The organism is Sorangium sp. So ce834 (genome assembly GCF_051521425.1).
In the GTDB taxonomy this organism is placed as follows: Bacteria; Myxococcota_A; Polyangia; order Polyangiales; family Polyangiaceae; genus Sorangium; species Sorangium cellulosum_D.
Map to the genome: position 1 here is coordinate 3676609 of NZ_CP150351.1, position 24212 is coordinate 3700820.

General features: G+C 72.4%; 16 protein-coding genes. 8 read left to right on the top strand and 8 right to left on the bottom strand.

All coding sequences use genetic code 11. From position 1 onward, the window contains the following. The first annotated feature begins 161 nt into the window (after positions 1–161). Positions 162–566 carry a hypothetical protein gene (locus WMF20_RS13485; RefSeq protein ID WP_437613800.1) on the top strand — a complete coding sequence of 135 codons (405 nt, stop codon included), beginning with the start codon at positions 162–164 and terminating at the stop codon, positions 564–566. 81 nt (positions 567–647) lie between these two features. Next, complete coding sequence (locus WMF20_RS13490; RefSeq protein WP_437613802.1) at positions 648–1589, top strand: Uma2 family endonuclease; 942 nt, start codon at positions 648–650, stop codon at positions 1587–1589. Positions 1590–1622: 33 nt separating this feature from the next. On the opposite strand, the gene WMF20_RS13495 is transcribed toward WMF20_RS13490, so the two are convergent. Continuing rightward, on the bottom strand, positions 1623–2024 hold the full coding sequence (locus WMF20_RS13495) for a hypothetical protein (RefSeq protein ID WP_437613804.1): 402 nt from the start codon (positions 2022–2024) through the stop codon (positions 1623–1625). Positions 2025–2122: 98 nt separating this feature from the next. On the opposite strand from WMF20_RS13495, the gene WMF20_RS13500 reads away from it, so the two are divergent. The 3 genes from WMF20_RS13500 to arfB all read left to right on the top strand — a co-directional run bounded on the left by WMF20_RS13500 (position 2123) and on the right by arfB (position 7286). Then, on the top strand, positions 2123–3640 hold the full coding sequence (locus tag WMF20_RS13500; RefSeq protein ID WP_437613806.1) for a DUF1990 family protein: 1518 nt from the start codon (positions 2123–2125) through the stop codon (positions 3638–3640). 247 nt (positions 3641–3887) lie between these two features. Then, positions 3888–6716, top strand: coding sequence for a DUF2169 family type VI secretion system accessory protein (locus WMF20_RS13505; RefSeq protein WP_437613808.1), 2829 nt, complete (start codon positions 3888–3890; stop codon positions 6714–6716). 141 nt (positions 6717–6857) lie between these two features. Further along, on the top strand, positions 6858–7286 hold the full coding sequence (arfB, locus tag WMF20_RS13510; RefSeq protein WP_129574743.1) for an alternative ribosome rescue aminoacyl-tRNA hydrolase ArfB: 429 nt from the start codon (positions 6858–6860) through the stop codon (positions 7284–7286). A 10-nt stretch (positions 7287–7296) separates the two neighbouring features. On the opposite strand, the gene WMF20_RS13515 is transcribed toward arfB, so the two are convergent. After that, positions 7297–8253, bottom strand: a complete 957-nt coding sequence (locus tag WMF20_RS13515) for a Uma2 family endonuclease (RefSeq protein WP_437613810.1) — start codon at positions 8251–8253, stop codon at positions 7297–7299. Between the two features lie 70 nt (positions 8254–8323). Beyond that, positions 8324–8833, bottom strand: a complete 510-nt coding sequence (locus WMF20_RS13520; RefSeq protein ID WP_237245305.1) for an NUDIX hydrolase — start codon at positions 8831–8833, stop codon at positions 8324–8326. A 270-nt stretch (positions 8834–9103) separates the two neighbouring features. Here WMF20_RS13520 and WMF20_RS13525 point away from each other — a divergent pair, with 270 nt between their 5' ends. Next, the gene (locus WMF20_RS13525; RefSeq protein WP_437613813.1) at positions 9104–10099 is read left to right on the top strand and encodes an AraC family transcriptional regulator; all 996 of its coding nucleotides are present in this window, start codon (positions 9104–9106) and stop codon (positions 10097–10099) included. 20 nt (positions 10100–10119) lie between these two features. Here WMF20_RS13525 and WMF20_RS13530 read toward each other — a convergent pair whose 3' ends face one another. Beyond that, positions 10120–11505 carry a lipase family protein gene (locus WMF20_RS13530; RefSeq protein WP_437613815.1) on the bottom strand — a complete coding sequence of 462 codons (1386 nt, stop codon included), beginning with the start codon at positions 11503–11505 and terminating at the stop codon, positions 10120–10122. A gap of 456 nt (positions 11506–11961) precedes the next feature. Between WMF20_RS13530 and WMF20_RS13535 the strand changes: the two genes are divergently transcribed. Beyond that, entirely contained in the window at positions 11962–12930 is a 969-nt protein-coding gene (locus WMF20_RS13535; protein WP_437613817.1) for a hypothetical protein, read from the top strand. 6 nt (positions 12931–12936) lie between these two features. On the opposite strand, the gene WMF20_RS13540 is transcribed toward WMF20_RS13535, so the two are convergent. From WMF20_RS13540 to WMF20_RS13555, 4 genes are all read right to left on the bottom strand, one after another. Beyond that, entirely contained in the window at positions 12937–13761 is an 825-nt protein-coding gene (locus tag WMF20_RS13540) for a hypothetical protein (protein WP_437613819.1), read from the bottom strand. A gap of 22 nt (positions 13762–13783) precedes the next feature. After that, positions 13784–14830, bottom strand: a complete 1047-nt coding sequence (locus WMF20_RS13545; RefSeq protein ID WP_437613821.1) for a nicotinamidase — start codon at positions 14828–14830, stop codon at positions 13784–13786. 58 nt (positions 14831–14888) lie between these two features. After that, positions 14889–16805 (bottom strand): hypothetical protein, encoded by a 1917-nt coding sequence (locus tag WMF20_RS13550; protein WP_437613823.1) that lies wholly within the window; start codon positions 16803–16805, stop codon positions 14889–14891. A gap of 65 nt (positions 16806–16870) precedes the next feature. Then, positions 16871–17740 carry a protein phosphatase 2C domain-containing protein gene (locus WMF20_RS13555; RefSeq protein ID WP_437613825.1) on the bottom strand — a complete coding sequence of 290 codons (870 nt, stop codon included), beginning with the start codon at positions 17738–17740 and terminating at the stop codon, positions 16871–16873. A gap of 641 nt (positions 17741–18381) precedes the next feature. Between WMF20_RS13555 and WMF20_RS13560 the strand changes: the two genes are divergently transcribed. After that, a complete protein-coding gene (locus WMF20_RS13560) occupies positions 18382–24207 on the top strand; it encodes a DNRLRE domain-containing protein (protein WP_437613827.1) in 5826 nt (1941 codons plus the stop codon). Positions 24208–24212: the final 5 nt, after the last annotated feature.

The window sequence follows — 24212 nt, forward strand, 5'->3', positions numbered from 1 at the left end:
AGCGACGGCGCGGCGGCGGCCAGGGCGCTGCTGTAAACGTCTGTATTTCCTGGTCATTTCTGCGTGCGCTCGCTGCGGCACCGTTCGTGTATCGGCCCCCCTCCACGCGCCGGGCTCGGCCTCCGTGCTGGCCCCTTTCAGCGCAACCGATGGAGGACCCCATGACGCAGTCGATCAATCCGAGGTGGTGGGATGAGCACAAGACGTCCGGCTGGGAGCGCGTGAAGGAAGCGCTGCGCCGCGACTGGGAGCAGACCAAGGCGGACTTCACGAACGACAAGGGGCAGGAGCTCAACCAGGACATCGACGACACGGTGAAGCAGGCGCTCGGCAAGCAGCCGATCCCGCCGCGGCACGTGCCGAACAGCGACTGGGACGACGTCGAGCCGGGGCTGCGCTACGGCTGGGGCGCGGCGAGCCAGTACAGCGAGCACCGCGACTGGGACGACCGGGTCGAGGGCAAGCTCCGGGAGGAGTGGAACGACCTCAAGAGCGGGCGCACGTGGGACGAGGCCAAGAGCGCCGTGCGGCGCGGGTGGGAGTCGGCGCGCCGCAAGGCGTCCTGAGCGGCGCGCGCGCAAGGGCGGGCGAGCGAGCCCGGTCACGCCGATGACCGGCGCGGCGAGGTGGGTGCTAAGGTCCTCGGCATGGTCCTGCCCTCCCCTGGAACGCCGCGGCCGCCCGTCCCCCCGCCGATCGCTCCGACGGAGGCCGAATGGCGCGCGATGACGCCGGCGGAGCGCGAGGCCCTTTTGGTGAAGATCCTCGACGCGCTGTCGGACCCGAAGAGCGCGATGGCCGAGGGGCGGCCCCACCACAAGGCCAAGGGGCGCGCGATTGACATGCTCACCCTGCACTTCGGGACGACGGGGCGCGCCATCTATCTCGCCGAGGAGTTGGCGGTCCTGTACCCGGGCGAGGAGGTGTTCGCGCCGGACATCCTCGCGGTGCTGGATGTTCCGCAGCCCGAGGATGACCCGCGGATGGCGTGGGTGGTGGCCGACGAGGGCAGGGGGCTGAGCCTGGTGCTGGAGGTGCTGCATCAGGGGGACCGGAAGAAGGATCTCGTCGCCAACGTCGAGCGCTACGCGCGCCTGGGGATCCCGGAGTACTTCGTCTACGACCGGCTCCGGCAGCAGGTCCACGGCTATCGGCTGCCCGCGCCGGATGCCGCGCGCTACCAGCGCATCGTGCCGCAGATGGGGCGTTACGCTTCGGCGGTGCTGGGCCTCGATCTGGCGGTCGTCGGCGACCGGCTGCAGTTCTTCTACGGCATGGCCGAGCTGTTCGGCTCCGCGGATCTGATCGGCCGCTTGAAAGGCATGATGGAGAGCCTGGAGTCGAGGGCCGAGCAGGCGCAGGCGCAGGCCGAGCAGGCGCAGGCGCAGGCCGAGCAGGCGCAGGCGCAGGCCGAGGCGGCCATGACGGGCCTGCGAGAGGCCCTCCTGGCCGCGCTCGCCATGCGCGGCATCCCGTGCCCGGACGAGCCGCGCGCGCGCCTTTGGGCCTGTCAGGACCCAGCGACGCTGCAGCGCTGGCTGCTGCGAGCGATGAGCGCCAGCTCGCTCGATGAGATCCTCGCAGGATAGGGGAAGCGGCAGGCTCGCCCTGCACGGGCGACGCTACCGCGCAAGCCCTTCCTCCTCGCAGAGCGCGTCGTACCAGCGCGCATAGCTCGTGGACGCGACGAGGCGGCGGTTCTCGTCGGGCGCGCCGTCGCTCCACCACGGCGGCCCCCGCTCGCCCAGCGCGATCTTCGCCTCGTTCACGCGACGGCGGGCCGCGCGCAGCGCCCCCGCGTCGCCCGCGCGCAGCGCGCGGCCGACCTCGCGCCGCGCCGCCATGAGCTCGGAGACGAGGCGCCTCCGCGCCTCCTCCGGCAGCGCGGGGTCGGCCCGACGCCACAGGCGGCCGCGCACGATCAGGTAGCGGCCGTCGGGCGTGACGAGCGGCCCCTGCGAGGCGCCTGCGGCGCGCGGCGAGGAGGCGGCGGGGCGCTGCGCGCCGGTCGTGCGCGGGCTCATGCCCCGCCTGCAAGCAAGCCCCGGGCACGCTGCGAGCTGGGGCTGGCACGGCCTTCGCCTGTCCTGGCCCGTCCGATGGGTGCAAAGGAGAACGGACGATGAAGGTTCTGGTGACCGGCGGCACGGGGGTGGTGGGCCCGGAGGTGGTGCGGCGGCTCCTGCGGAGAGGGCACGGCGTCCGGCTCCTGTCGCGCCACGCGAGCGACGATCGCAAGCCGTTCGAGGGCGACGTCGAGGCGTTCGACGGCGACATCGGCGACGCCGCGTCGATCCGCGGCGCCGCCGACGGGTGCGACGCTGTGATTCACCTGGCGGCGACCGTCGCCGAGCGGCCGCCGGAGGTCACGTTCGAGCGCGTGAACGTCGAGGGCACACGCAACATCGTCGCCGAGGCCGAGCGAGCGCGCGTCCAGCGCTTCGTGTACGTCTCGTCGCTGGGCGCCGATCGCGGCGAGTCGGATTACCATCGCTCGAAGAAGGCGGGCGAGGAGATCGCCCGCACCTTCTCGCGCGAGTGGATCATCATCAGACCCGGCAACGTCTTCGGGCCGGGCGACGAGCAGATCTCGCTCCTGCTCAAGATGGTGCGCACGCTGCCGGTCGTGCCGCTCGTCGGCAAGGGCGACGATCCGTTCCAGCCGATCTGGTGCGAGGACTGCGGCGAGGCGCTCGCCATCGCGGCCGAGCGCGCCGACCTGGCGGGGCGCGAGCTCGACCTGGCGGGCCCGGAGCTGACCTCGATGAACAAGGTGCTCGACCGCTTCGAGGCCATGACCGACCGGCACCCGACCCGGATCCCGCTGCCGGCGTGGATCGAGTCGACCGGGGCGAAGCTCGCGGCGAAATTCGGCATCGAGACGCCGGTCAACGCCGACCAGATCACGATGGTGACCGAGGGCAACGTCATCCCCGAGGGCCGCGAGAGCGCCCTCGACGTGCTCGGCGTGAAGGGGACGCCCCTCGACGAGAGCCTGGCCAAGCTCGGCGATTCGCTCCCGGAGCGGCTCCCGTCCGAGGGGCTCGGCCCGATGCACCGCAAGATCTACCGCGCCGTGATCCGCGGCGCGCGCCTCGACGCCGAGGGGCTCATCGCCCTCGTGCGCGACGAGCTCCCGGCGCTGACCCCGCGCAAGACGGTCATCGTCGGCGCGGAGCCCGAGAGCCCGACGCGCATCGCGCCGGGCGCGACGCTCACGATGGCCCTGCCGCTGCGCGGGCACGTCCAGGTGCGCGTCGAGGAGGTCTCGCCCCGCGCGATCACCCTCGCCACCCTCGAGGGCCACCCGCTGGCCGGCGCCGTGCGCTTCCTGGCCGAGCCCGCGCCCGGCGACGATGGGGCGGTCCGCTTCGAGGTGCAGACGTGGAACCGCGCCTCGACGCTCGCCGACCTCCTGATCATGGAGACGCTGGGCGGGGCGATCCAGACGTACACGTGGACCTCGCTCGTCGAGACCGTCGTCGAGCGCAGCGGCGGCCGCGCCGAGAAGGGCGTGGAGGTGATCCGCGACGACCCCGACGAGCGCGAGGGCAAGGCGTTCGAGCGCTGGCTGGAGGAGCTCATCCACCGCCGCGTGCGGCGCGACGGCGCCGCCGCGCCCGCGATGGCCGCGGGCTGAGCGCGGAGGGCGGAAAGGCCGCGGCGAGCGGCGCGGCCGGGGACTTCAGGGCCTGGGTGTGGGCTGGCCCGCCCCGCAGCGCTCCGCAGGAAGGCGGCGCCGCGCGGCGTGCGGCGTGTCGCCTCGTGCCTCGATCGGGCGCGGATCGAGGCAGCCCGCCACGCCTCGCGCTTGTCGTCCGCGGGGCGGCGGGCTTAAAGTGGACGCTCGCCCTCGCGTCTGCCTCGCCGGGCCCGATCCGCCGCACGTGACTTCGCCGTGGCCTGTCCAAGTCGTCGCGCTGAACGCCGTCTCGTGCGGCTCGGTGCTGTGGCAGGCCGGGAGCGCGCAGCGGGTCACGGTCATCGTCAAGGCCACGCTGGCCCTCGCGCACGATCGCCTCGCCTGGCCCATCGCGCCGCTTCCGATCGTGCGCGAGGACCGTCACGGCCCCTCGGGCTCGCTCGAGGCGGCGAGCGAGGTCGCGCCGTACCTGCCGAGCGTGGGGGTGGTGCTGACCGGCCACGCGTGCGCGCCGGGCGGGCAGCCGGTCGCGACGATGATCACCCGGCTGGCGATCTACCGCGGGGAGGCGCGCCTGCTCGACAAGCGGATCAAGATCGTCGGGGATCGCGCCCCCGTCCCGCCGTGGAGATCGCAGCCGTTCCAGCGGATGCCGCTCGTCTACGAGCGCGCCTTCGGCGGGCCCGGGGTGTCCGACAACCCCGTGGGGGTCGGCGCCGCGTCCAGCGCCGCGCCGGCGCTGCCGAACCTGCTCGACCCCGTTCAGCCCACGCGGCCGGCCGGGATGGGGCCGATCTCGCCGCGGTGGCCCGCGCGACAGCGGCTGCTCGGCGGCGCGGAGCCGCGGGGCGGCGAGCCGCAGCAGGCCGGGCCGACGGCGGGCTTCGACTGGCGCTACTTTCACGCGGCGCCGCCCGATCAGCAGCTGCCGTTCCTGCACGGGGACGAGTGGCTCGTGCTCGACGGGCTGCACCCCGAGCTGCCGCGGGTGCAGACGCAGCTCCCCTCGGCGCGGGCGCTGGCGCGTCGCTATCCGGCGGGCGGGGGCGGGCAGGGGCGGCCCGTCGATCTGGCCGCCGACATGCTCGTCATCGATGTGGATCGCCAGATCTGCTCCATCGTGTGGCGCGGCAGCTTCGCGCTCGAGCGCGCCGAGGAGCGGGCGTCGATCCGGGTGTGCGCCGGCCTGGAGATGCCGGGCCGTCCGCTCTCGTGGCCCAGCCTGGAGAAGGCCGCGCCTTCGTTGCACGGCCGACCGAGCGCGCCGGACGACCTCGGCACGACGCTGCCCGTCGGCGGCGCGTCGAGGTCGAGCGCGCCTGACGACCTCGGCACGACGCTGCCCGTCGGCGGCGCGTCGAGGTCGAGCGCGCCGGTGCTGCCGTTCTCGCCGGTGAGCGCGGCAGCCCAGGCGCAGGCCTCGCCCGGCGCGAGCGCCGCGCGGGGGTCGCGGCCGTCGCGATGGTCGGGCGCCACCCTCGTGGACGAGGAGACGCGGATGCAGGACCCGGAGGAGCTGGCGACGCAGCTGCAGGCGCCGCTCGCGCCGTTCGCGCTGGCGCCGCCCGGGCCGCCCGCGCAGCCGGCCGCGCCCATCCCGGGAGCGCCGTGGGCTCCCCCGGAGCCCGCGCTGCAGCCCAGGCCCGCCGCGCTGCTCCGATCGATCGACGAGAGCGCGACCGTGCTCATCGACGTCGAGCCGCCGGACGAGCAGGAGCTCGTGCCGGAGACCGAGGACGCGCCTGCGCCTCTGGGGCCATCGGCAGCTGGGTCGGCCGGGAGCACGCCGGCCGGCGTGGGCGCTCCGCCGGCGGTGGTGGCGCCGCGGGCGGCCGTGCCCCGGGCCGCCGATCCCCCGGCGGCTGGCGTCGTGGCGCCCCCGGACCTCGCAGGCGCCGCCGGCGCGGCACCGGCCGCGGGCGCCGCCGGCGCGGCACCGGCCGCGGGCGCCGCCGCCGTGGACCCCGCGGATGAACGCCTGCGGGCCGAGGTGATCGCGCGGCTGCGGGCCGGCGAGCTGCTCGGAGGGCTCGAGCTCGCGCACGCGGACCTGAGCGGGCTCGACCTGAGCGGCGCCTCGCTGTCCGCGCTCGACCTCCAGGGCGCGAGCCTGCGCGGGAGCAAGCTCGCCGGGGCGCGCCTCGCCGACGCGAAGCTCGCGGGCGCGGATCTCGGCGGGGCAGACCTCTCGGGCGCGGATCTGACCCGCGCCGACCTGTCGCGCGCCGTGCTGGAGGGCGCGCGGCTCGACGGCGCCACGCTGCACGAGGCGATCCTCGCCTCGGCCCGCGGCGCAGGGGCGAGCCTCGCGGCCGTGACCGGCGCGCGGGCGAGCTTCGCGCGGGGGCTCTGGGACAGCGCCTCGTTCGAGGGCGCGGACCTGCTCGCCCCCAACCTCTCCGGCGCCTCGCTCGCGGCAGCGCGGTTCACGGGCGCGTCGCTCCTGGAAGCCCGCCTCGACGACGCGCGCGGCGCCGGCGCCGCGTTCGACCGGGCCAGGCTCGGGAACGCGCGCGCGCCGAGCGCGGAGCTCACGGGGTGCTCGTTCCAGGATGCGGCCGCGTCCGGATCGGTCTGGCAGGGCGCAAAGCTCGACGGTTCGCGCTTCGCGGGCGCCGACCTGACCGGCGCCGACCTGTCGCGCACGAGCTGCGCCTCGTCGGTCTTCGCGGGCGCCGACCTGACGGGCGCCAACCTGCAGCGCGCGCAGGGGAGCGGCGCCGATCTCGAGGGCGCCCGCCTGACCGGCGCGGATCTGCGGCAGGCGCGGCTCGCGGAGGCTCGCTTCGACGGCGCGTCGCTCGGTCGGGTGCTCGCCCACCGCGCCGATCTCGGCGGCTGCCGCCTCGTGCGCGCCGATCTCTCGGGCGCGAACCTGCGCGCCAGCCGGCTGCGCGGGGCCGACCTCTCCTTCGCCCGGCTCGACGGGGCGGACCTGCGCGACGCGGAGCTCGACGGGGCGAACGTCTACGGCGCTTCGCGGCAAGGCGCAAAGCTGAGCAAGCGCGACGAGGCGCGGCTGGTCGAGGTCCCGCCCCGGCCGGGGGACCCCGGCGAGGCCGCGGGGAGCTGACGCTCCGCCGGGAGCCGGCGCCCGGCGGGGAGCCGACGCTCTCGAGGCGGGCAGCCGACGCTCTCGCCGCGGGCCCGCGCGTGCTACGCGTCAGGTGCCCCGCGCGGCGCTCGCGCCTGCCGCAGGGCGGAGCGAGCCGCCGTGTCCCACCCCCTCGTCGTCAACGATGCGCTGACCGCCCCGGCCGCGCTCCTCAGCTGGAGCGCCGTGCGCGCGTCGGGGCCCGGCGGCCAGAACGTCAACAAGGTCGCCTCCAAGGTCGAGCTGCGCTTCGACTTCGCCGCATGGCCGGAGCTCGACGAGGGCGCCAAGGCGCGGCTGCGCGCGCTGGCGCGCGGCCGCCTCGACGCCGAAGGGCGGCTGCTCATCGTGAGCCAGTTGACGCGCGATCAGCAGCGCAACCTGGACGACGCGCGCGAGAAGCTGCGCGCGCTGATCCTGCGCGCGCTCGAGGTGCCGGCGCTGCGGAGGCCGACGCGGCCGACGCGGGCGTCGAAGGCGAGGCGGCTCGACGAGAAGCGGCGGACGAGCGAGAAGAAGCTCGTCCGCCGCGGCGGGGGCGCCGACTGACGACCGACCGTCAGCGCTTGCGCCGGGCGCCTGCGACGACCTCGGCCGCCGTCGCCGCGGTGGCCGCGCGCTTGAGCCATCGACGCAGCTTGCTCGGGTCGTCGCAGCCGGCGATCGTGCGCGCCACCTTGGTCGGAACGGCCACCCCGCGCGCCTGGAGCACCGTGGTGATGGCCTCCTGCGCCATCCGGATCTCGCCGAGCAGCGCGCCGCGCGCCTCGCCGCGCGCCTCGCCGCGCGCTTCTCCGCGCGCCTCGCCGAGCGTCACGCCGCGCGCTTCTCCGAGCGCCACGCCGCGCGCCTCTCCGCGCGCCTCGCCCTCTGCGAGCGCCGCCTCGAGCGCGGGCACGCGCTTCTGGAGCAGCGCGCGGGCCACGGCGTCGTCCGAGGACGCGGCGTCGAGCAAGGCCTGGAGCGGCAGCGGGCGCACGAGGCACGGGTCCTCGATGACCGCATCCTTCGGGAGCGTCCGCCAGCCATCGGTCTCGCGCGACCATTCGAGCACCCGATGCTGCTTCACCAGGATGCAGAACACCCGCCGCACGCCTCGATCGATCAGCCGGCGCGCCTTGCTGGTCGGAACGGCGAGGGCCTGCTTGTCGCTGACCTCGAAGGCCAGCTCCTCCAGCCGCCGGTGGCCCCCCCGGTCGGGCTTCTGCGCGAAGACGCTGGCGTCGGGCGCGTAATCGCTGCCCTCGTCGACCCGGGTGAGCATGTCGACGGCGCCCCGGTAGCCCGGGGCGACGTGGGCGCCGAGGACGTAGGTCAGATCGAAATGCTGCGTCGCATGCGGCGTGTCGGCCGGGGCGGCGAAGATCTCGGCGCCGTCGAGGTACTCAACGCGCGTCTCGGGCGGGGCCAGCCGGTCGTCGACGCGCAGGCGCGCCGGGCTGGACGAGGGCGCCTTCAGCCTGCGACCGGACGCGTCTGCGCCGGGAGCGAGGAGGACGTGGTCGTGCCTGCGCATGCGCTCCAGCATAGCCCAGCCGGCGCCCGGCAGGGCTCGCAACGCCCCCGACGCGGGAGGCGGGCGCGGATCAGGCGTTCGCCCTCAGACAGCCCAGCTCGTAAAGCCCCATCCACCCGACCTCCGGATCCGTGCAGGCGCCCTCCCTGAGCTGCGCGACGAAATCCTCGATCGGCTTCTCGATCACGTCGATGAACTCGGTCTCGTCGAGCGCCTGCGCCCCCCCGCGCGCGCAGTCCACGGCCAGGAACGCGTGGCGCTCGATGGTCGAGTAGGCGCACTCCAGCGGGCGTCCGAGCGGCAGGAGCCGTCCGGCGACATACCCGGTCTCCTCGAGCAGCTCGCGCGCGGCCGCGTCCTCCGGGGTCTCGCCCGGCTCGACGCCGCCGCCGGGGAGCTCGTCGAGGATCCGATCGGGGCCAGGCCTGTACTGGCGCGCCAGGATCACCCGCCTCTCGCGGGAGATGGCGAGGACGCAGACGGCCCGCCCCTCCTTCTTGAGCGAGAACGTGCGGATCTGCCCGTCCGGGAGCTCGAAGGTGACGTCCTCGATCCTCCGCCACGGCGAGTGCTGAATCACGCGCCGCTCCAACGCTCTCCACCGCACGACCGCCATCGGAAATCACCTCGGAGCCCCGCGCGCACCGGCGCCGCCGCGAGGCGATGAGGCGCGCGGAGGGCCGCAGGACGGGCACGGCTACCAGGCGCCACCGCGGACCGCAAGGGGAGGGGGAGACCCGGAAAAAGCCAGAGGAGGGGGAGAGTTTCCGCGCGCCGGCCTCGTCCCCCGCGCGACGGCGCGCCGTCGTGATGGCGGGCGCAAGATCGGATACGACAGGGAGCGAGCGCCATGGGCCCCACCGGCTGCATCAAGGCCATCCGACTCTGCGTCCTCACCGCGTCGCGCGCCGGCGTCGACCCGCGCGAGGCCCTCGCGGTCGCCGGCGTCGACCCCGCCCAGCTCGAGGATCCCACCGCCCGCGTCCCCCACGACACGGTCGTCCGCGCGTGGACCCGCGTCCCCGAGCTCGCGCGCGACCCGGCGTTCGGCCTGCACGCGGCCGAGCTGCTCGTCGGCCAGCTGTTCGACGTCGTCGATTTCGTCACCGCCCAGTGCGCCACCGTGCGCGAGGCGATCGGCTGCGTGCTGCGCTATCAGCGCCTGATCCACGATGCCTCGGACGTGCGGCTCTCCGTGGACGGCGCGCGCGCCCGCGTCACGCAGCGCTTCTCGTCCGCCGTCGCGCCGCCGCAGCTCTCGAGCTTCATCGTGGGCCTGTGGGTCCTGCGCGCCCGCGCCCTCACCGGCCTGTCCTTCACACCGCACCGGATCACGCTCGCCCATCCCGCCCCGGCGGAGCGCGGCGAGTACGACCGCCTCCTCGCCGCGCCGCTCGCCTTCGGCGCGGACGAGAACGCGATCCTCTTCGACGCCGCGTTCCTCGACGCCCCCACGCTGCGGTCGGACCCGGCGCTCGGCGCGGTCCTCCGCCGGCACGCCGACGAGCTGCTCGCCCGCCTGCCGGCCGAGCCGAGCGTGCGCGGCGCCCTCGAGCGCCACCTCCTCGAGGCGCTCGGGCGCGGCGTCCCCGACGTCGCCGACGCCGCGCGCGCCCTCGGCATGAGCGCGCGGACGCTGCAGCGGAGGCTCGGCGACGAGGACGAGAGCTACAAGGGCGTCCTCGACGAGGCGCGCCGCAAGCTCGCGATCGCCCACATGCGTGAGCGGGGCCGCACCATCTCCGAGGTCGCGTTCCTGCTGGGCTTCTCCGAGGTGAGCGCCTTCTCGCGCGCGTTCCGCCGCTGGACCGGGCACAGCCCCGCCGCGTACCGCCGCTCCGCCTGACGGCGCGGAGGCGGGCCCAATCAGTCGAACTCGGTCACCGAGTCCCTCCGCTGGGACACGCGGAGGTAGGTGAGCGGCGAGTGGTCGGCCAGCGAGAAGCGCAGCTTGATCCAGTGGAGGAAAGGCAGCTGCTCGATGACGAAGGCCGCAACCCCGAGCGCGAGGCCCAAGGTGGCGGACCAGGTCTGGTTCACCTTCCCGGCGTGCTCGCCCCAGCCGGCGCCGTTGGCGCGCAGCTCCTGGCCGAAATGCGAGAACGGCCCCGTCGAGATCGGCGGGAGCGACGGCACCACGTCCACCCCGTAGATATGGCGGAACAGCCGGTCCCCGAAGCACCGGCCGAGCTTGTCGGCGAACACCTTGTTGCCGACCATCGGCTGCCCGAAGGTGTAGACGCCGCGCAGGCACCCCTGCAGCGCCTGGAGGTCCTCCACCGCGTCTTCTGGAGCCTCGTTGGCCATGAAGAGCTGCGACGCGGCGAGGACCGCCAGCGCGCCTCCCAGGCTGTGGCCGGTGATGTAGAGCGCCTTCAGCGTGGGCTCCTCTGCGCGCTTCGGTCCGGATTCACGCGCGCGCAGGTGTCCAGCGGCCGCGTGGGGCGCCAGGGCCGCCGGCGGCGCGGACGAGGTGCTCTCGTCACACCCGGGCGCCATGGAAGCGTCCTCCGGCCGTCCTCTGCCGGCGCTCTCCGGAGCGACCTTGTCCAGCAGCCGTTCCTTGGCGTCCTGCACGATGAGCTTCTTGACCGCGCGCACCTCCTCGAGAACCTTGTCGAGCCGCGCCTCGTCGACGCTGCGCACGAGCCCGTCGAGCGTCACCGAGCGGACGGCGGTCCTCTCGATCTCCCGCGAGAGCTCGTCGTCGACGCGGCGCCCGTGGAGCGCGCCCCTCAGCATCACCAGGAGGGGCGACCACACGGCCCGGGCGGCCCGGTAGAAGCCGCCATGCACCGTCCCCGCCGCGTGGAACGGCTCCGGCTTCACGGCGGCGTCCGTCAGCCAGGTGATCACGTTCCTCAGCCTCGTCCCTCGGAAGCAGAGGATCGCCAGCTGTTTGCACGGGCTCTGGACCAGGTATGCGCTTGTGTCGACGAAGAGCTCCTCGTTGGTGAGCGAGACCTCGACGCACGTCGCCCCCTGGAGGCCCCGGCGGCCCATGATCCTGGTGAAGGTGTCGATATCCGAGTACGCCCACGCCGACGCGGTGGCGAGGAGTTGCGCCGCCCGGCTGTCGTACTCCCCCGGCCTGCTCTTGAGCAGGTGCTCGACGATCCCGCGGGCGCTCGGGGCCTCCCGACCGTCGAGCATCGTCTGTTCTCCGGCGCTGCCCCGGCTCGCCTTGATGACCCGGGTTTGTCGAGGGACCGCGAACGGCACATCGCCGCTGTCCGCGCGGTCGGCGCTCACCGCCTCTGCGCGTCCAAGCTCGCGATCGAGCTCAAGATTGTCACGGTTCGTACAAGCAACCTGAAACCTCATGGCCACCCCCCTCATCTCTCCTGTCGATCGCAGGCTGTCGCGGCGAAGGCGCGCGTCGCCACCCGCTTGCGCGATCGAGGCCCTCTGTCGATCCGCGCTCCGCGATCTGCGGGGCACGAGCGCGTGCCCAGCAGCGGCGGAGAAGCGACGCCCACCGTACCACGGCCGCCCCGCGCGCGGTGTGTCGCGATCTGGCTACGGTGAGCCCACGGCGCAAAGCTGCCACGGCGGGCGCATGCTCCCTGGACAGAACAATGGGACAGCGACGTGGAGAGAGACCCTCCCGGCGCCCCTGCCTGCGAGCCGCCCCGGCGGCGCGCCCGGTCAACACATTGGCGCCGCCGGTCAAGGACGGGACGCGCCCTCGTCCTCATCCTCTCCGGCATGACCTACCTCATTCCGAGCCAAGAGCAGGCCCACGCGGGTCTGCGTGCCATCAAGGGCGTCCTCACCTCGGCCGGTCCCCTCGACGGGCCGCGGCGGGACGCGATCGCCGCGGTGCAGCGGCACCTCCTCCACACGGCGCACGACATCGACGCGCTCGCCCCGATCGCGCCCGAGGAGCTCGCGGCCGCCGTTCGCGAGCCCGCGCTCCGCGAGCAGCTCGTGAGCGGGCTCTGCGCGATGACCTTGTGCGGCGAGCGCATCGACGAGCGCGAGCTGCTCGAGGTCGAGCGCTTCGCCGCGGCGCTCGGGGCGCGCCCGCCCGCGGTCCGCCAGCTCCAGCGCCTCTACGAGCGGCGGCTGCTCCTCCTGCGCGTCGACATCAGCCGCAACGCGCTGCTCGGCAAGAGCGTGCGGCGCATGCTCGACGAAGGCGGCGTTTCCGGGCTCGCCAAGAACCTCGCGAGCTTCGCCGGCCTCCTGGAGAACGAGCCCGTTGCCGCGCGCTACCGCGCCCTCGAGGGGTACCCGGAGGGCACCCTCGGCAAGGCGCTCTTCACCTTCTATCGAGAGAACGGCTTCTCCTTTCCCGGCGAGAAGCGCGGCGTGCCCGAGGGCGTGCTCACCCACGATCTCAGCCACATCCTCGCCGGCTACGGCACCGACCTCCGCAGCGAGGCGCTGACGATCGCGTTCCAGGCGGGGTATCGCCGCGAGAACCCGTTCGGCATCCTGGTGTTCCTGCTGGTCCAGCTCCAGCAAGGGATAAAGCTCACGGTGCTCGCGCCCTCGCAGCAGGGGATGCTGGCGACGCCGGGGCTCGCCGACGATCTCGTGCGCTCGTTCGTTCGAGGCACGAAGATGAACATCGACCTGATGGACGACTGGGATTTCTGGTCGGTCATGGATGTGGACGTCGAGGAGCTGCGCCGCCGTTACGGTGTCCTTCCCTGGGCGGCCGCGGCCTGACGCGGCTCATGCGCCGAAGCCGCCGGCGGCCGTCTTCGAGAACGACGCGCCGCCCTGGCTGGCGCGCACCGCCGACTGCGAGAACAGCGCGAACGCCTTGCGGATGTCGGCCGCGTCGCTCTTCGGCGTCAGGATCCAGCGGTCCTCGATCCCCATGTCGCGGAAGACGGCGCGGAAGTCGGTGTTCTTGTCGTCGATGCCGATCGCCGCCACGATGTGGGCGTCGGCGCGGCGCATGTCGCGGACGAGCGCGCACACGTCCTTGGCCCTGGCCCACGTCGATCCCGCGTCGGCGCCGTCCGAGATGATCAGCGTGACCGTGCGCGCCGGGACGCCGCTCAGCGCGAACTCCTGCGCCTTCGCGATCACGGTTCCCAGGAGCACCACCGCCTGGTCGTAGAGCGGCGTGCCGAGCTCGGGGTCGTAGTTCTTCGTGTCCATCTTCACCGCCTGGCCGATCGGGCAATACGGATACAGCACGGTCCCGTTCAGGTAGCGGTTGTGCGCGAGGATGGAGTCGCGCTGCTTGGAGTCGGCGAGGGCGCTCACCACCAGGTTGTGCCCGTCCCGGACCGCCCGGGCGTTGCCGGCGAACTTGATGGATCCCGAGTCGTCGGGCATCACGGTGACGAGCACCACCTCCGACGACGCGACGTCGTCCACCTGCACGCCGAAGCCGGCCTGGATCTGGGCGCCCAGATCCGTGATGTGCAGCGCCTGCATCGCCTCGGGCGAGAGCGCGCCCTCGTCCCGCGCGGCCTCGAACAGCTGCTCGATGTCGAGCGAGCCACCGCCATTCATCATCTTACCGTCGTCTTTGCTCATGTTCATCGCCTCTCTTCTCTTCTTTGCTTCAGACGAGCCATCGCTCGATCGGGTCGATGCTCTTCACGAGGTTCATCCCGGCGGCGGCGAACCGGCTCAGCGCCTTGTCCGCCTCGGCCGTGAAGTCGGCGATGAACCCCCCCTTGCCGTCGGGCACCGTGACCGGCGACATGCAGTCCGTCATCACGTAGATCTTCTTCGCGAGCGCGCGATCGGTGAGCGCGATCTCGGTCAGGATGTCCTCGATCGAGCTGCGCACGCAGTGGCTCGCCGCCTGGCCGGCGATGAGCACCGCGTCCGCGTGGAGCAGCGTCTTCAGGAAGAGCGTGCTCCGCTGCGCCAGCGGCTGGCCGTCGTGGCGCGTCAAGACCTCGGGCTGCATCACCGAGTAGTTCTCGGTGAGCGGGTTGCCGCCCTTGACCTCCACCCACGACTGCACCCCGCGCGCGAACGCGTGGAACATCCGCGCCTCGTGCACGACGCCCGCGAGCGCGTGGCCGTCGCTGCCGAGGATGCAGTGCGGCGGCCACAGGTACAGCTTGTATTTGCCCGCCTTCTCGAGCTCCTCGCAGTAGTACCGGACCTGCTTCATCAGCCACGGATAGCTCCCGCCGCAGAGCCACCGCGCCACGGCCGGGTTCGGCCGCACCTCCCCCGCGTCGATCTGCGCCGTCGTGATCTCGCGGTGCGCCGAGAGCGGCCGGTCCTCGCGATCCACCCAGAAGGACGGGAAGAAGATCTGGTACGCAAAATGGGTGTCCATCGTGACCGTGATGTTCGTGATGGACGCGAGGTTCTTGTAGACGAACTCGGCGATGCGCCGGCTGTCGTCGACCGCGCCCGTGCCGCTCCTGCCGGCGACGTAGAGCGAGCCCTGCGGGAAGCAGAAGTCCTTCTGCACGTCGATGAGCAGGAGGTGCACGTTCCGCGCGTCCGCGGCCGACGGCTTGACGCCGTGCGCCTTCCGCCACGCGGCGGCGGCGCCGTGGAGCGCCGTCTCGTCGGGGTGGTAACCCCACCGCTCGGCGTTCCTCGGATCGTAGAAGGCGGGCAGCGGGAGCTCTGTCGTTTTCATGGTCTCTCTCTCCTCTCGTGCGGCCCGCGGGAGCGGGCCGATCGGCTCAGAATCGAATTCACGCGATGCGAAGCAAGGTGATCGCCTGGGCGTCGACGACGAACAGGCCCTCTGGCCCGACGACCAGCCGGGAAGCCTGGGTGACGAACGGCTCGGTCCCGGGGAACTGCCGCGTCTCCACGAGCGCTCCCCCTCGGACCTCGACGCGGACGACGCCGCCGTCGGTCGCCGAGAGCAGGAACCCGGACGCCGCGCACTTGCCCGTGAGCGCGCCGAGCCACGAGCCGTCGCCCCCCTCGCCGTCGGCGACCGCCTCGACGGCGCCGTCCTCGGCCACGACGATGCACCGGTGCACGGTCCGGCCGGCCAGCTCGGCCGCGAGGAAGAGCCACGCGCGCCCGCGGCCGGCGCGCGGCGCCGCCCCGTCGAACACGCACGTGGCCGAGGTGAGCTTGCCGCCGGGGAAAGGCAGCTTGACCGTGTCCTTGAGGCCCGGCCGCTCGGCGTCGAAGACGAACGCGATCGAGACGTTCCCGGCGCGGTAGAAGCCGAGCCCGAAGCGGGGCCCGACCCAGAACACCGTTTGCCCGGCGAGGACATCGCCCATCGGGACGGCGCCCGCCTCGCCCGACAGCGCGGCGGCGCCCGGCCTGCCGCTGCGCAGGAGCTTCCCGCCGCGGATCCAGTAGCGGGCGCGCTCGCTCACGCCGAAGGCGGGGCTCGTCCCCAGGCAATCCACCGGGATCCGCTCGGGCGGCGCCCCCGGCGAGAGCACCACGAGCTCGCCGCCGCGGCCGATCAGCGTCGCCCTCCCTTGCACCGCGAACCGCATCGCGGGGTGGGGCGCGCCGGACAGGACGACCGACCCGTCCTCCCGCAGGAATCGCCCGCCCTCGTGCACGAGATAAGCGAGCCCGCCCGGTCCGGCGGACGCGGCGAGGATCACCCCGCGCGTGCTCAGGAGCCGCGTCGCGAGCACCTCGCCGTGGACCACCGTCGACGCCTTGACGGCCGCCGACGCCGCGGCCGCGCAGGTCGGGCAGGCGGGGCGCGCGTGCTCGACGCCGCACGACGCACACCGCGTCCACGCGAGCCCCTCGAGCAGGCGGCGCGGGAAGGCGCCGCGCTGATCCTCGACGAAGATGCGGTACAGCGCGTCGAGCAGATCGTCGGGCAGCACGCGGTAGGGGATCGCCGGCTTCGGATACCGCACCTCGCGGTCGAACACGGTGATGCGGCGGAGCGGCCTCGCGCACTCGGGCACGCGCGCCGCCGCGGACCGCGGCCGGAAGACGCCGCCATACGGCCCCACGCAGAGCAGGCTCTGCATGACCATCACGGCGAACGCGTACCAGTCGGAGTCGGGCGAATAAGGCCGCCCCAGCACCGGCCGGGGCAGGGAAGGGTCGCAGAGCAGCGGATCGACGAAGCGCTCGGTGAACACCTGGCACAGGAACGGGCCGAACTGGAAGCTGTCGGCGTCGATGACGAACGCCTCGCCGCCGGCGACGAGGACGTTGAGATCGTTGAAGTCGCCGATCACCACGCCCCGGGCGTGGATCGCCTCCACGGTCCGGTGGAGCCCGGAGAGCACCTCGGAGATCGCGGCCGACGAGAGCCCGCCGTGGCGCATCGACGGCTCGCCGTACCGCAGGAGCGGCTCGGCGCCGCGCACGAGGCGCATGGCGTAGCCCACGATGCGCTTCTTCGATTTGTCGGTCGCGAGCTCGACGGGCGCGATCACCTGGGCGGGCAGCGCGCCGGGAAAGGCGCGCAGCTTGTCCTGGTGGCGCTCGATGCGGTCCTGCGCGGCGCGCTGCTCGGCGTCCTGTCCGGCGTAATCCGGGTGATCGGGCGTCTTCCAGACCTTGAGCGCCCGGCCGTCGCGCAGGTCGAACACGTCCGCCTCTCCGCCCTTGCCGATCGAGGTCCGAGGGTCGAGCCGAACCCGCTTTGCACCGAGATAAACGTCCACCTTCGCCTCCTCCGGGCGTACGAAAAGCCGTGTTGTCGCCCCGCGAAGTCGCGCAGGGCCGCGGGTCAGTCGCGCGCGCTCTGCGCCCTCCGCACGACGACGAGCGTCGTGTCGTCGCGCAGCAGCCCGCCCTCGCGCTCCATCCGCTCTTCCTTCCATACAGGCCGCGTCACCGCGCGGTTGATGAGCGCGAGCCGCCGTCTCACCGCGTCCGGGTTGGCGAACATGCGATCGTCCTCCCAGAACCTGGAGAGCGGGCCGACCGCGCCGCCGCCGCCCGGGATCTGCCGGGACGACGACTCGAGGAGATCGATCGCGCCGTCCGTGCCGAGCAGGGCAGTCCTGAGGGCGCTCGACGGGAAGGCGCGGTGCACGGTGAAGCGCGGCGCCTCGCCGCCCGGCGGGCGATCGAGCAGGCCGTACGCGAGGTACGGGGGCTCGTTCCGCGGGAAAGGGCCGAGCCGCAGGAGGTCGTCGCCGAGGGCGATCAGGCCGTCGCCGAGGGAGAACGCGCACGCCCTGTCCCCGGAGATGGCGAGGCCGACCACGGTGAAGAGGAAGTAGGTCGACACGACCTCGGCGAGGCTCCCGCCCATGCCGACCGCCATCGTTCTGAGCGGCGCGAGCGCACCGCGCCGCACCTCTTCCCAGGTCTCCGGCGACTCGAGATCTCCGCCCCGCCGGAGCGCGCCGAGCACCTGCTCGGTCACGAGCCTTGCCCCGAGCGCGGCGCCGACCTCGCTGCGCGCGCCGCTGCCGCAGCCGTCGCAGACCACCGCGGCAAGACAGCCGCCCTCGGCCCGGAAGGCAAAGGCATCCTGGTTGGGCCGGCCCAACGCGAGGTGGTCCGTCCCGGTCACGGTGCCGCCGGCGATCTCGAGGCGTGGTCCTGCCCCCAGGTCAGCAAAGAAAGCGGCCTCGCGAGACATAAACATCCCTTCTGCGCCCGGCGAGGGCGCGCTGAGAGCCCGAGAGCGAGCAGCGCTTCCGAGCGCGCCGACGAGGAGGTCCCCTGGCGATCGAAGGCGAGCGTCGACGTGTCGCCCGCGTCTCCGCGGGCGCCGGCCCGAAGTAGTGGGTCTTCGTGTTACTGGTACACGAAGCATAGTGTTGTTTGGACACTATGTCAACCCCGGGCGCGCCAGCCGGGTCGCCCTCGCGGTCCTGTGGGGTCCAGGGCATCGAAGGGCGCGCGACCATCGCCCCGTCCCGCGGTGGCACGCTGGCACGCTGGCACGCTGGCACCCTGGCACCCTGGCACCCTGGCACCCTGGCACGCGTGCCCGTGAACGTTTGCTGTGGTAACGGTCATCCGCTGAGCGTGTGCTCGGGACGAAGGACGATCGAGCGTCGCCGATGCCGAGCGGGGGAAGGAGAGCCGGCTGGTACATGGGTTGCTCGGTCGCGCGCTGGATGTTCTCAGGGCGCTCGTGTGCCCCTCGCGCGTCAATGCCACTGGGCGTGACCGACCGAGGTGACCGCGGGCGCGAGCGAGGCCGGCGCGCGCATGTCGCATTGCTGTGACGCACGCGCTCCGCGCTGCGGAGGTGCAATGGCGACTAAAATAGCAGCTAGATTGCTCGCGAGACGACATCGACGAGCCTCCCTTCAAGCGCTCGAGATCTTCGAGCCGCGGAACAGGTACCGGCGGAGGTACCCCCTCCTCGCGAACGGCGTCCTCTTGAGCGCCATCGCGTTCGGCGCCGGCTGCGGCTCGGGCTCGCCGAACGAGGAGCTCCACGGCACCGCGAAGCTCGCGCTGGAGGACCCGACCTGTGTCACGATCCAGCGTGGGACGGCCGGCGCGGTGGAGGACGCGACCATCTGGGAGACCTTCCCGACCTGGAGCGACTCGACCGTGCTCCTCCGCACGGGCACCCTGGCCGAGTTCGGCGTGCGGCACGCCGTCCTCCGCTTCGATCTCTCGCCGGTGCCCGCCGGGGCGAACGTCGTCTCCGCGACGCTGCGGCTCGAGCAGATCTTCCGGGATACCACGAGCTCGAGCACCATCAACATCCACCGCATCCTCTCGCCGTGGACCGAGTCGACGGTGACCTGGCAGAGCCTGGGGAACGGGAGCGACTTCGACTCGGCGATCGCGGCGTCGTTCCAATCGTTGCCCGGTGCCGGGATCCGGTCGGCCGACCTGACCTCGCTCGCCGCGGCGTGGCTCGCGGGCACCGTCCCGAACCACGGCGTCCTCCTGGAGGAGGCGCCGGTCCTCACCACCAGCTTCCCGAGCAGCGAGGAGCCGACGGTCAGCCGGCGGCCGAGCCTGGAGGTCTGTTACACGACCGAGTCGACCTGCACCGGCACGCTCGACGACGGCGATGCGTGCACGACCGATACCTGCGACCCGGTGCTGGGTATTCTGCATACGCCCATCTCGACCGACGATAGCGATCCGAGCACGATCGACATGTGCGATCCGGCGACCGGCGCCGTGACGCACGTCGCCTGTCCGGCGCTGGACCAGACCGTGGCCACGCGGCTGATCGATGCCGTGGGCTGCATCTACCAGGGGCCGAGCGCGCCGCAGACGGGCGTGACCGCGACGTTCGCCCCGGGCACGGTCGCGGTCGTCAAGGGCAAGGTCGCCACGAGAGCGGGGGTCCCGATCTCGGGCGTCCAGGTGAGCGTGCTGGGCCACGACGTGGAGGACGCCGAGAGCTTCGGTCGGGTGCTCACGCGCGCCGACGGGGCGTTCGAGCTGGTCGTGCGCGGCGGCCAGCCGCTCACGATCAGCTATGAGAAGGCCGGATACCTGCCGTCCCAGCGGCAAGTGGCCACCTCCTGGCAACGCTGGTCCGACGCGCCCGACGTGGTGCTGATCGAGCGCGATCCGGTGGTGACGCCCGTCGAGCTGGGCAGCGCGACGGAGATCCAGGTGGCGCGGGGGAGCGTGCAGACCGACGAGAGCGGGACGCGACAGGCGACGTTGCTCTTCCCCCCGGGCACCTCGGGGACGATGACCGTGCCCGACCCGAACGGCCCGCCGGGGGCCATGACGACCGTGGCTTTGCCGGCCGAGGTACACGTGCGCGCCACCGAGTACACGGTCGGCCCGAACGGCCCCGAGGCCATGCCGGGTACGCTGCCAGCGGCCAGCGCGTACACCTATGCGGTGGAGCTCGGGCTCGACGAGGCGGTCGCCGCCGGGGCGACGAACGTCGAGTTCACGCAGCCGGTCCCGTTCTACGTCGAGAACTTCCTGAGCTTTCCTGTCGGGACGCCTGTCCCGCTCGGGTACTACGATGCGCAGCAGGGGATATGGATTCCGTCGGAGGACGGGCGCGTCATCGAGATCCTCGACGTGAGCGGCGGCGTGGCGTCGCTGGACGTCGACGGCGACGACGTGGCGGACGACGCGAGCGCGCTCGACGAGCTGGGCATCACCGCCGAGGAGCTCGAGCAGCTTGGCGCGCTGTACACGGCGGGGACGAGCCTCTGGCGAGTCCAGGTGACGCACTTCACGCCGTGGGACGCGAACTGGCCGTTCGGGCCGCCGGACGACGCGGTCCCGCCGCCCGACGGCTCCGGCGCGGCGACCGACCTTCCGTGCAACACCTGCAAGGCGACCGGCTCGATCATCGAGTGCGAGAGCCAGGTCCTCGGCGAGCGGCTGCCCGTGAGCGGCACGCCCTTCAGCCTGCATTACCAGAGCGACCGGACGCTGGGGCGAAGGGACCTGTACCGCCTCCCGATCCCGCTGACCAAGGCGACGGTCCACTCGAAGCTCCTGCGGATCGGCGTCGGCGTGACCATCGCCGGGCGCAGCTTCGGGTACGCCCAGTCGTGCCCCTGCGCGCCCAACCAGGAGTATGTCTTCGAGTGGGACGGCAAGGACGCTCTCGGCCGCGACATCGCGGGGAAGCAGCCGGTCGTTGTGGATATCGGCTACACCTACGAGGGGGAGTACAAGAAGCCCAACCTGAGCGGCACCTTCGTCGGATCGGGGAGCGGGAGCTCGTTCGGCCGCCTGGGCGGCGACCGGATCTCGGGGAACATGACGCGGCAGGACATCACGCTGCACCGGCGATGGGAGAGCATCCTGGGCGCCTGGCACAACGACGCCGACGCGCTCGGCGGGCTGAGCCTCAGCGAGCACCATGCGTACGATCCCGTCACCTCGATCCTCTATCGAGGCGACGGCGAGCGGCGCACGGGTCGCGACTTGCCGAACAGCCTCCGCCGGGTGGCGGGCGAGATCGCCGCGAGCAGCGCCGCCGCCGCTGACGGCATCAACGCCGCGTCCGCGTACATCGGCCTCGCGCTCGGTGTCGCGGTGGGGCCCGATGGCAGCGTGTATTTCCCCGACGTGCTCACGGCGCGCGTCCGGAAGATCGGCCCCGACGGGATCATCAGCACCGTCGCCGGCGTCTACAATCAGCGCGGATACAACGGGGACAATCAGCCCGCCACGAGCGCGCTCCTGTTTAGCCCGGGGACCATGGCGATCGGGCCTGACGGAAGCATCTACTTCAAGGACAACTGCCTCATCCGGCGCGTCGCCCCGGACGGCATCATCTCGACCGTCGCCGGGATCTGGGGGAACCAAAGCTGCAGCACGACCCCTGTCATGCTCGACAACGTGGCCGCAACCTCCGTTCCCCTCGGCGATAGCGTCCACGCCATCTCGGTCGCGCCGGACGGCACGCTGTACATGGCCATGCACACGCGTGTCCGCATGGTGACCCCCGACGGGATCATCAGCACGGTGGCGGGCACGGGACAGGTAGGCCACTCCGTCGATGGGGTCCGGGCCACCGAGGCTCAATTCGCGTGGATCACCGCCGTCGCCGCTGCGCCTGACGGCGGCTTCTACCTCGCCGAATCCGGCGGCGCGATCGGCTCTGCTGGAAACTTTATCCGGCGCGTCGACCTCAACGGAGCCCTCACCACGGTCGGGGGCCTCGCGGGCGAAAGCACAGGGCAGACGGGCAACGGGGGCCCGGCGACGTCAGCATTCCTCGGATCGCCGCAGGCGCTCGCGCTCGGACCCGACGGCAGCATCTACTTCACGACCCAGAGGATCGCGGATCACGACTACCCCACCTTGCGCCGCATCTCGCCGGACGGCATCATCACCACGATCGCGGGCAACCGCGGCACCCTTCCGACGCTGTGCACGTCCACGTCCCCGCATTGCGGGCTCGACGGGCCGGCGACCAAGGCCTGGTTCATCATGCCGCGTGGACTCGCTGTCACGCCGAACGGGGAGATCTTCATCGCCGACGGGGTCCAGGCAAATAATTCGCTCATCGTCCGCTTGAAGGCCCCCTTCCCGGGCGTGGCTCCCGGCAACATCACGGTGCCGAGCGAGGACGGCGCGGAGTACTACGTGTTCGACGAGCGGGGGCGCCACCTCGCCACGAAGGACGCGCTGCTCGGGGGCACGCGCTACCAGTTCGGCTACGACCCCGAAGGCCGATTGACGACGGTCACCGATGTGGACGGCCAGGTGACGTCGATCCAGCGCAACGCGAGCGGCGTCGCGACGGCGATCGTCGCGCCCACCTTGCAGACCACATCGCTCGCGATGGATGCCGAGGGCTATCTCTGGACCTTGACGAACCCCGCGAACGAGACGACGACGCTGGAGTACTACCCGGGCACGGGCCTCCTCATGTCGATGCTCGAGCCGCTCGGACGCCTGCACGAGTTCGAGTACGACGAGGGGCGCCTCATCAGGGACGATGATCCGGCGGACGGCTTCCAGACGCTCAGCCGGACGGACACCAGCTCGGGCTACTCCGTCACGCTCACCACGGCGGAGGGCCGGACGCGCACGCACGCGATCGAGGAGCTCGCCGCCGGCGGCGAGCGGCGCACGCACACGGGCTGGGACGGGCTGCCGATCGTCGTGCAGACCGACGCGAGCGGCTCGCAAACGATCACGTCGCCGGATGGCACGGTGCTCTCCGCGGAGCTGACGGGCGATCCGCGCTTCGGCATGCAGTCGCCCATCGCTCACAGGGAGGTCGTCACGACGCCTCTCGGGAGACAACTGCAGCTCACCCGGACACGCTCGGTGTCCCCGCCCAACGACCTCAACATCACCTCGCTCATAGAGACTGTGGCCGTCAACAACAACACCTTCACGGAGGTGTTCGACAAGGCGTCCAGCAGCGTCGTCTCCACGTTGCCGACCGGGCGGCAGCAGACGACCATCCTGAACGCAGAGGGCCGGGTGGCCGAGATCGTGCTTCCGGGAATCCTGCCGATCGCGATCACCTATCACCCGGACGGTCGGCTCCACACGGTCGCCCAGGGCGCCAGGACGTGGGCGTACACCTACGAGGACAACGGGTGGTTCACCACGATGACGGACCCGCTCGCCCAGACGACCTCGATGGCGCACGACCCCGTCGGCCGGCCCACGCAGGTGACGCGGCCCGACAACGAGCTCTTCGGGCTCAGCTTCTACCCTGGTGGGCTCCTGCACACGGTGACGCCGCCGGACCGGCCAGCGCACACGCTCGGATTCAGCCCAGCCGATCTGCTGGAGGAGTATGTGGCTCCAGAAGCCGGAGCCATCGACAGGACGACATCGTGGGATCACGACCGCGATCGCGTGCTCACCAGCTCCACCCGGCCCGGGGAGCCCGCGACGGTGTACGCCCGGCATCCTGTCACGGGACGACACACGAGCGTAACGATGCCGCTCGGGATGGGCACCATCGAGTACGGCTACCATCCCACGACAGGCAACCTGGACAGCATCGCCGGCCCCTCCGGCGTCTCCGTCGCCTACGGCTATGACGGCGTGCTCCTGACGAGCCGGACATGGACGAGCACCGGGACGGGGACCGGCCTCGGGGCGGTGCACTGGACGTATGACAACGACCTCCGGCTCGCCAGCGAGGCCGTCAACAGCGGCGCAGCGCTGAGCTTCGGTTACGATGCGGACGGCTTCCTCACCCAGGCCGGCAGCCTCACGCTGCACTGGCACCCGCAGAACGGGCTGTACACCGGGAGCAGCGTCGGCGTCATCAGCGACACCGTGACTCCCGACGCTTATGGCGGCGTGCAGTCCTACGTTGCGCAGGCGGGGGGCTCGACGTTGTATGCGGTGAGCTACACCCCGGACGCTCTGGGGCGCATCGACCAGCGGACGGAGACGATCCTGGGAGAGACGCACTCGTACGATTACGACTACGACCCCGCCGGCCGGCTGACCGACGTGGTTCGCGACGGCGTGCTCGCGGCGCACTACGACTACGATGCGAACGGGAATCGCCTCACCCGCACGTCGCCGGCAGGGACCGAGGGGGGCACGTACGACGACCAGGATCGGCTCCTGACGTACGGGACCAAGACCTACGGGGCGAGCCCGGCGGGCGATCGGACGAGCGTCACCGACGCCAGCACGGGAGGATCCGCGACCTTCGCGTACCTATGAACGTG